This window comes from Deltaproteobacteria bacterium (assembly GCA_016219225.1).
Taxonomy (GTDB): Bacteria; Desulfobacterota; RBG-13-43-22; order RBG-13-43-22; family RBG-13-43-22; genus RBG-13-43-22.
Map to the genome: position 1 here is coordinate 23,092 of JACRBX010000304.1, position 8,696 is coordinate 31,787.

General features: G+C 51.4%; 9 protein-coding genes. All 9 read left to right on the top strand.

Going from position 1 to position 8,696, the window contains the following annotated elements; all coding sequences use genetic code 11:
- The first annotated feature begins 18 nt into the window (after window positions 1-18).
- The gene (gene obgE, locus HY879_24625) at window positions 19-1,065 is read left to right on the top strand and encodes a GTPase ObgE (protein MBI5606529.1); all 1,047 of its coding nucleotides are present in this window, start codon (window positions 19-21) and stop codon (window positions 1,063-1,065) included.
- Window positions 1,019-2,170: a glutamate 5-kinase gene (proB, locus tag HY879_24630; protein MBI5606530.1), complete on the top strand. Its 1,152-nt coding sequence runs from the start codon at window positions 1,019-1,021 to the stop codon at window positions 2,168-2,170. Before obgE ends, proB begins: the two co-directional genes overlap by 47 nt.
- Window positions 2,171-2,181: 11 nt before the next feature.
- The gene (locus tag HY879_24635) at window positions 2,182-3,450 is read left to right on the top strand and encodes a glutamate-5-semialdehyde dehydrogenase (GenBank protein MBI5606531.1); all 1,269 of its coding nucleotides are present in this window, start codon (window positions 2,182-2,184) and stop codon (window positions 3,448-3,450) included.
- Between the two features lie 80 nt (window positions 3,451-3,530).
- Complete coding sequence (locus HY879_24640) at window positions 3,531-4,268, top strand: nicotinate-nucleotide adenylyltransferase (GenBank protein ID MBI5606532.1); 738 nt, start codon at window positions 3,531-3,533, stop codon at window positions 4,266-4,268.
- Window positions 4,258-4,653 carry a ribosome silencing factor gene (gene rsfS, locus HY879_24645; GenBank protein MBI5606533.1) on the top strand — a complete coding sequence of 132 codons (396 nt, stop codon included), beginning with the start codon at window positions 4,258-4,260 and terminating at the stop codon, window positions 4,651-4,653. The genes HY879_24640 and rsfS overlap by 11 nt, the downstream gene beginning before the upstream one ends.
- Entirely contained in the window at window positions 4,653-6,206 is a 1,554-nt protein-coding gene (locus tag HY879_24650; protein MBI5606534.1) for a 2,3-bisphosphoglycerate-independent phosphoglycerate mutase, read from the top strand. The genes rsfS and HY879_24650 overlap by 1 nt, the downstream gene beginning before the upstream one ends.
- 108 nt (window positions 6,207-6,314) lie before the next feature.
- Entirely contained in the window at window positions 6,315-7,748 is a 1,434-nt protein-coding gene (locus HY879_24655) for a M48 family metalloprotease (GenBank protein MBI5606535.1), read from the top strand.
- A gap of 13 nt (window positions 7,749-7,761) precedes the next feature.
- A complete protein-coding gene (locus HY879_24660; GenBank protein MBI5606536.1) occupies window positions 7,762-8,589 on the top strand; it encodes a M20/M25/M40 family metallo-hydrolase in 828 nt (275 codons plus the stop codon).
- Window positions 8,590-8,598: 9 nt separating this feature from the next.
- Window positions 8,599-8,696: peptidase M28 (locus HY879_24665; protein MBI5606537.1), on the top strand; the 98-nt coding region annotated here is incomplete at its 3' end.

The following is an 8,696-nucleotide window of genomic DNA, read 5'->3' on the forward strand; positions in this document are numbered from 1 at the left end:
TACACTCGCCAGATATCTTTGAAATTTTTTGATGAGGCCAAGATTTTTGTTCGATCCGGTGACGGGGGTAATGGCTGTTTAAGCTTCCGCAGAGAACGCTTTAAGCCCTATGGAGGTCCGGATGGCGGCGATGGGGGCAAGGGCGGCGACGTTTTGATTACGGCCACCTCCCAGGTCCAGTCCTTACTGGATTTTCATTTTCGGCAGCATTTTAAGGCCCCTAAAGGTACCCATGGCCAGGGGAATGAGCGAAACGGCCGAAAAGGTCTGGACCTTCGCATCCTCGTTCCTTTAGGGACCCTGGTCCGAGAGGCCGAAACAGGCCAGTTTTTAGCGGATTTGACCACCGAAGGGCAGACGATAGTTGCCGCTCAGGGAGGAAGAGGGGGCAAGGGGAATAAACACTTTGCCACCGCCACCCATCGAACCCCGAGATTTGCCCAAAAAGGGGAGCCCGGCCAGGAGGCCTGGCTGTTCCTGGAGTTGAAAGTACTGGCCCATGTGGGGCTGGTGGGCCTGCCCAATGCCGGAAAATCGACCCTCCTATCGCGGCTTTCAGCCGCCAAACCTAAGATATCCGACTATCCCTTTACTACCCTGTCCCCGAATTTAGGGATTCTTGAAAACGACCAGGGCCATCGCCTGACCATAGCCGATATCCCAGGGGTAATCGCCGGGGCCAGCCAGGGGGCCGGTTTGGGACTCAAATTCCTCAAACACATTGAACGAACCCTGATTCTGGTATTTCTCATTGACGGCTCTTTACCAGGGGAGGAACCTTTTTTTGCCTATCAAACCCTGATTAAAGAAATGGAGACTTTTAATCCCGCCCTCCTGGAAAAACCCCGGTTGGTGGTGGTTAATAAAATGGACCTGTCCTTATCGAAAACGAATTTCGAAAGGATAAAAAAGAAGTTCAAAAAACACCGGTTGGAGGTAATCCCCCTAGCGGCCAAAACCGGAGAAGGTATCCCCTTATTAATCCAGCACCTTTTTAATACCATTGTACCTGAAGACCATGGAAAAACAGACCGGATTGACAGAACAACGGAAAGCCCTGATTAAAGGGGTAAGAAAGATCGTTATAAAAATAGGTAGTGCCGTCCTGACCGAGAAAGGGACCTTACACCGCCCTACCATTGCCCGCTTAGCGGATGAGATCGCTTTTTTGAGGGAGAAAGGGTATCAAACGGCCATCGTCAGTTCCGGCGCCATTGCTTCCGGGGTGGGCCGAATGGGGATGAGTCGGAAACCGGTCACCATTCCCCAGAAACAAGCGGTAGCGGCCATCGGGCAGGGAAGCCTGATGTATGCTTATGAGGAGGCCTTCCATACCCATCACTTGTTGACGGCCCAGATCCTGTTGACCCGTGATGATCTAACCAACCGCCAACGCTACCTTAATGCCCGGAACACCCTGATTACCCTTTTAGAATGGGAAATTATCCCGATTATTAACGAAAATGATACCGTGGCGGTAGATGAAATCAAATTCGGTGACAACGATAATCTTTCGGCCCTGATCGCCCATTTGATCGACAGCGATCTGTTAATCGTTTTAACCGACACGGATGGACTCTATGATCGGGATCCCCGGGAAGACCCCCAGGCGGGCTTGATTCCGCTGGTAGAACATATCGACGGGCATGTCCTTGAATACACTTCCAAGTATTCAGGAGAATGGGGGCTCGGAGGGATGCGATCCAAGATTATGGCCGCTCGAAAGGTGACGGCCAGCGGCATCCCGGTCATCGTGGCCAATGGAAGGAAAGAAGGGGTTTTACGGGAGCTCATAAAAGGGAAACCCCTGGGTACCCTCTTTCTGCCCCAAAAGCCGACCTTAAGCCGTAAGAAACACTGGATTGCCTTTACCCTTAAACCCAAAGGGGAGATCGTCATCGACGACGGCGCCCGAAAGGCTGTGATGGAAAAGGGCAAAAGTTTGTTACCTTCCGGAATCGTAGAGATTCGCGGGCGTTTTGGGATCGGGGCCTGTGTCGGCCTTCTGGATCAGGAAGGTCAACCGGTCGGGAAAGGGCTGGTCAATTATTCTTCTTCGGATATCAATAAAATAAAAGGGTTGAAGACTTCTGAGATCGAGCAGCGCCTGGAATACAAGCACTCGGATGAAGCGATTCACCGGGATAATATGGTTATCAACAAGGCATGAGGAGATCAATCATGGACCTTAAAACCCAAATTGTTCAGATCGCCAAACAGGCCAAAGAAGCCTGCCCGGTCCTTTCCGGGCTCAATTCCGGGCAAAAGAACCAGGCCTTGGAACAGATGGCCCGGGCTTTGATAAAAAAAACCGGCTCTATTCTGAAAGAAAATAAAAGGGATATGGAATTAGCCGAAAAAGCCGGCCATCCCAAGGCCTTTCTCGACCGGCTCCGCCTAACCGAGGCGACCCTGAGGGAAATGGCTCAGGGGCTTCTGGAAGTGGTCCAATTGCCGGATCCGGTCGGAGAAGTGACCGGGTTGTGGCTTCGTCCCAACGGCTTGCAGGTCGGTCGGATGCGCATCCCCCTGGGGGTAATCGGCTTTATTTACGAATCCCGTCCCAATGTGACGGTGGATGCGGCCGGACTTTGTTTAAAATCCGGGAATGCCGTTATCCTTAAAGGCGGCAGCGAAGCCATTCATTCCAATCTGATTTTAACCCAGATACTTCAAGAATGTCTGAGTCAGGAAGGGATTCCCAAAGGGGCCATTCAGATCATACCCACTACGGACCGGGAAGCCACGGCCGAACTGTTGAAATTAGAGGAACATATCGATCTGGTTATTCCCAGGGGCGGAGAGGGCCTGATCCGCATGGTAACGGCCCAGGCCCGGATGCCGGTCCTGAAACACTATAAAGGCGTTTGTCATATTTTTGTCGATAAGGGGGCTGATATGGAGATGGCTTACCGTATTTGCCTGAACGCCAAAGTCCAGCGTCCCGGGGTCTGTAATGCCATGGAAACCCTGCTGGTCCACAAGGATGTGGCCAAAGCGTTTTTGCCCGGGATGGCCAAACGGTTTCGAAAAGAAGGGGTGGAAATTCGAGGGTGTCCCCAAACCCTCAAAATCATCGGTAAGGGGAAAGGCCTCCGGGAGGCAGCGGAAGAAGATTGGTACGAGGAATATCTGGATCTGATTCTGGCCGTTCGGGTGGTCGAGGGTATGGAAGAGGCTATGGCCCACATCAGGCAATATGGCTCCAGCCATACGGAATCCATTATCACCCAGGATTATGACCGGGCCCGTGAATTTTTAAAATCAGTCGATTCATCGGTCGTTCTGGTTAATGCCTCCACCCGATTCAATGACGGAAATCAATTAGGTCTGGGGGCGGAAATCGGGATCAGTACCTCCAAATTGCACGCCTTCGGTCCCATGGGACTGACGGAACTGACCACCACCAAGTTTATTGTCTTTGGGCAAGGACAGGTCAGGGGCGATTAGACATGGGACGCGAGGGGGCAGACAGGGCAAAAGGGGTGAGGCGAGAAACAGAAAGTCCAGAGCAAAAAAACGTTCGGCGTTTGGCGTTCGGCGTTCGGCGACTAACAGCGGCTCCCGATCTCGACAGAAAACCCAGAACTCCGAACTCCGAACTCCGAACTCCGAACTCAAAACGGATCGGTCTGTTCGGAGGCACCTTCAATCCTATCCATTTAGGGCACCTCAGGGCCGGAATTGAGATCCAGGAAGCCTTTTCTTTAGACCAGGTCCTTTTCATCCCTACGGCCATTCCCCCTCACAAAAAAACTCTGAACCTCCTCCCTTTTGGACATCGGTTGAAAATGGTCCGTCTGGCCATCGCCGGCCGTCCTTTTTTTAAGACTTCGGAGGTAGAAAAAAAGAGAAAAGGGAAATCCTATTCCATTCAGACCCTGCGCTTTTTCAAAAAGGCCTATGGAGTCCAAGCCGAGCTTTATTTTATCCTTGGGATGGATGCCTTTTTGGAGATCAATACCTGGAAGGAATATCAAGAGCTCTTTCGATTGAGTCATTTTGTGGTTATGGATCGGCCGGGATACCGGAGGAGCCATATCAAAGGATTCCTTCAACAGGAAATCTCTCCGGATATTGTTTTTTATCCCAGGGAAAATCGATTCCTTCTTCCCTGGGGATTTTCGGTCTATTTATTTCCCATAACCCTTATGGATATTTCATCTACCAGGATTCGAACCCTCAGACAGAAAAATCGATCGATCCGCTATCTGGTCCCGGAAAAAATAGAAGAATATATCTTAGAGAAAGATTTTTATGCCCCCTAAAAAACATCCCCAAACGTTATCTTCCCGAGAAAAGGCCTTGTTGATTGCCAGGGTGGCCCTTCAAAAAAAACCCCTGGCCCCTCTTTTGCTCGATGTCGGGGAAAACTGTTCCTTTGCCGATTACTTTTTAATCCTGAGCGGAACCTCAACCCGCCAGACCCAGGCTCTGGCCGCTCATTTGGATGAAACACTTGGTAAATCAGGGATTGAACCCCGGGGAATCGAAGGGATGGATCCCGGCCTCTGGATCCTGCTGGATTATAATGAAGTGATCGTTCACATCTTTTATGAGTCGGTCAGAGAATTTTACGACCTGGAGGGATTGTGGATAGAAGCCCCGCGCTTAGCTCTCTCTCCGGACGAAACAGGGACTCCGGTTTCCTGATGTCTGCCCGCCTTCTCCTCCTGGTCATCCTGGACGGCTGGGGGATAGGTCCCTCCTACGCCGGGAATGCCGTTTCTCTGGCCCGTACCCCGAACATTGACCGTTTATTTAACCTCTGGCCCCATGCCCAGTTAAAATGTTGGGGGGAATCCGTCGGCCTGCCTGAAGGGCAGATGGGCAATTCCGAGGTGGGGCATCTTAACCTTGGAGCCGGTCGTGTCGTCTATCAGGATATTACCCGTATTGACCGGGCCATCAGAAGGGGGGATTTTTCCCAGCATCCGGGTTTTCTTGAAACAATTCGGCACTGCCGGGATAGGGGAACGACCCTCCATCTCCTGGGTCTGGTCTCGGATGGCGGGGTCCACAGCCATCTCAATCATCTGCTGGCCCTACTCAGGTTGGCAAAAAAGGAGAAATTGGAACGGGTAATGATCCAGGCCATTATGGATGGACGGGACACCCCGCCCAAAATGGGCCTGGAGTTTATTCGAAACCTGCAGGAACAGATCCAGGAAATAGGCCTGGGGCGGATAGCCACCATATGCGGCCGCTTCTATGCCATGGATCGGGACAACCGCTGGGAGCGGGTGGAAAAGGCCTTTAGCGCCCTGACGGAGGGTAAGGGAATCCCGGTTCAGGATCCTTTGCAAGCCGTTGAGGAAGCCTATCAAAAGGGAGAAAGCGATGAATTTATTTCTCCCCGCATTTTAACCGGGGAGGATGGCCGGCCGGTTGGGACCATTCGAGACGGGGATACCGTTCTTTTTTTCAATTTTCGGGCCGACCGGGCCAGAGAGATCACCAGGGCCTTTATAGAGGAGGGCTTTATGCCCTTCCCGGTTTCAAACCGCCCCGGACTTTCAGAGTTTATGACCATGACCGAATACGATTCCCGTTTTTATCCGAAGGTGAAAGTGGCCTATCCTCCACAAAACCTGGTCCATACCGTGGGAGAAACCATCAGCCGTCAGGGGATCCATCAGCTCCGGATTGCCGAAACGGAAAAATATGCCCATGTAACCTATTTTTTTAATGGGGGGATAGAACCCCCTTTCCCATTGGAAGAGCGCTGTCTCATTCCTTCCACCAAAGAAGTCCCTACCTATGATCTAAAACCCTCCATGATGGCTCAGGAAGTGACCCGGGAGGTCTTAACCCGGATAAGAACAAATCGCTATGGATTTATGGTTTTGAATTATGCTAATCTGGATATGGTCGGTCATACCGGGAAATTGGAAGCAGCCATTAAGGCCTGTGAAGTGGTTGATACCTGCCTGGGAGAGGTGGTTTCTGAGGTGGTTGCTCAGGGGGGGATGCTTTTGATAACCGGGGACCATGGCAACGCCGAGGAGATGATCGACCGCCGTCATGGCGGGCCTCATACGGCCCATACTTCAGCCAACCCGGTCCCTGTTTTATTAGTAGACCCAAAGCGGCCCAGGGCCGGATTAAAAGACGGGATTCTGGCTGATGTGGCCCCAACGGTTTTGACCCTCTTGGATATCCCGATCCCGGAGGAGATGACCGGGACATGTTTGTTGGCAGGATAGATGAAAATAAAGTTCAGAGTTCGGAGTTCGGAGTTCAGAGAAAACCATTTTCATGCTTCGTGGTGCCACGCCCTAAGCGTGGTATGAGGGAAAGAATACGAATACAAGATGAAAAATTTTTTTAAATTATTTGTGGGCCTGCTTTGTTGCCTCTTTATTATTCTTTCCAGCCACTGGATACCCTTGAAAGAGGGACAGGTCTTTGCCCTGACCATGGAAGATGAACGCAAATTAGGCGATCAGGTGGTCCGGGAGGTTGAAAGCAAATTCCAGTTGGTCCGGGATCCCTTGATTCTGGAATATCTCAATAAGCTGGGCCAGGAAATCCTTAAACAAGCCGGGCCGCAGCCCTATCCCTTCCGCTTTTACCTCTTGAAAGATCCCCAGTTGAATGCCTTTTCGGTTCCCGGCGGACATATTTTTGTCACCACGGGGATCATTGAAATCATGGACTCGGAAGGGGAACTGGCCGGCCTGTTGGGCCATGAAATCACCCATGTCACCCACCATCACATTGCCAAACAGATGGAGCAGCAGAAAAAGGTCGGTCTGGCCACCATGGCCGTGGCCTTGCTCGGCGTCTTGGCCGGAGACCCCAGAATAGCCAGTGCCGCCATTACCGGTTCCATGGCCACCGCCCAGACCCTGGCCCTTAAATACAGCCGGGAAGACGAAGACGACGCCGACAATTCGGGATATAAGTTTATGTCCAAGGCCGGCTTTGATCCCAAGTATATGATCGATCTCCTTGACAAGCTGCGGCGCTGGGGATCATTCGGATCCGAAGGGGTCCCGGCTTATATGCAGACCCATCCCCTGACCGGAGACCGGATGTCGCATGTCGAAAATCTGCTGCATCAATATGCCGGCCAGGGCCCTTGGGAGCGGAAGAGTTCCGATGAATTTCGCCGCCTCCAGACCATCATCCTGACCAAATATGGGGATTTGCAAAAGGCTCAAAGCCGTTTCCAATCCTGGTCCAAAGATACCCAATCCTTATTCTGGGTCCATTATGGTCAGGGTTGGATGGCTATCCGGGAAGGGAAATTCGAGGCGGCTATCGATCAATTGAATAAGGCTTTAAGTATGAGACCCCAGGATCATTATATTCTGAGAGACCTCGGCCAAGCTTTTTTCTTAAAGGGAGATTTGGCCCAGGCTATTCAAAAATTGGGTCAAGCCTCGATCCTCGACCCGAAAGACGGGAATGCTGCTTTTTTTCTGGCCCGGGCCTACCAGGAGAAAGGGGAATATCCATTGGCCCTGGAAAATTTCCAAAGGGCCAAGAAGCTTGGTACAGAAGGAGAGGATCTCCATCATTATATGGGAATGGCCTATGGAAGCTTGAACAATCTCAGCCAGGCCCATTATCATTTTGGGAAATCCTTCCAATTGAAGGGGGATAAAGTAAAGGCCCTCTTTCACTTTCGGACCGCCTTAAAATATGTTGGAAACGATCCGGTGCAAAAAGACCAGGTAGAAAAAGAAATCAAAAATCTGGACTCGGAAAAGGCAAAAGGAAAGAGACCGGAGCCTTTTTAAAGGAATGACCCGAGTGGGAGTCAAAGGACTTTATTTTATTTTTTCCTGGGTGCTATTGCTGATCGGCCCGGCTTGGGCTTCTGACCCACCACGGCCGGCTCCTGGGGAGATTTCAGAACAAAGAATCTTCAAGACCCTGGAAGAGCTCCAGGCCTTCGGGAATCGGACCACCTGGGAAAAACAGGATCAGGTTGCGGAATATCTTTACCGGCAACTCAAATCATACCCGAACTTAGAAGTCAGTTATCATTTTTACCAGCATGGCGGGAAAACATGGAAAAATGTGGTGGCCCGCTGTCCCGGAAGAAAAAATCCCCAAAAAATTTATATCCTTTGCGCCCATTATGATTCCCACCCTGACGGACTGAAATGGAGTGGAACGGCCCCCGGTGTCGACGATAACGGCACCGGTGTGGCGGTTTTATTGGAAGGGGCCCGTGTTATGGCCGGGAATCCCGGCCATAACACAATGGAGTGGATCTTTTTTTCCAATGAAGAACAGGGTCATAGAGGCAGCCTGGCCTATGTGGAAGATCTCTTCCGTCAGGGAATTCCCATTGCCGGAGTCGTCAATATCGACACCATCGGGTATACCCAGCCCTCTTTGCGGACCCTGTGGCAGGAAGCCTCGAAAAAAGGGGTAATAACCAGACTGGGTTTTTTAGCTAAACAGCTCCTTAAAAAGCCTATCTATTACCTCCAGACGGGTTTTAAGGATCCGGACGAACTGTTGCGGGTGGGAGGGCGGCCGGCCAATTCCGCCCTGGTAGATAAAATTTATGGGTTGTTGAAAGGGGCCGAGTCAGGGATCAAGAGGGATGTGGGCCCCCAATGCGGCTGAGGGGATGAAATGTCCTTCTGGGAGAAGGGCTACAAGGCCTTGTTCATCTCTTCTTTTTATAATAATCCCCACATGCACAGCTCCGGAGACACCCTGGATAAGATCAA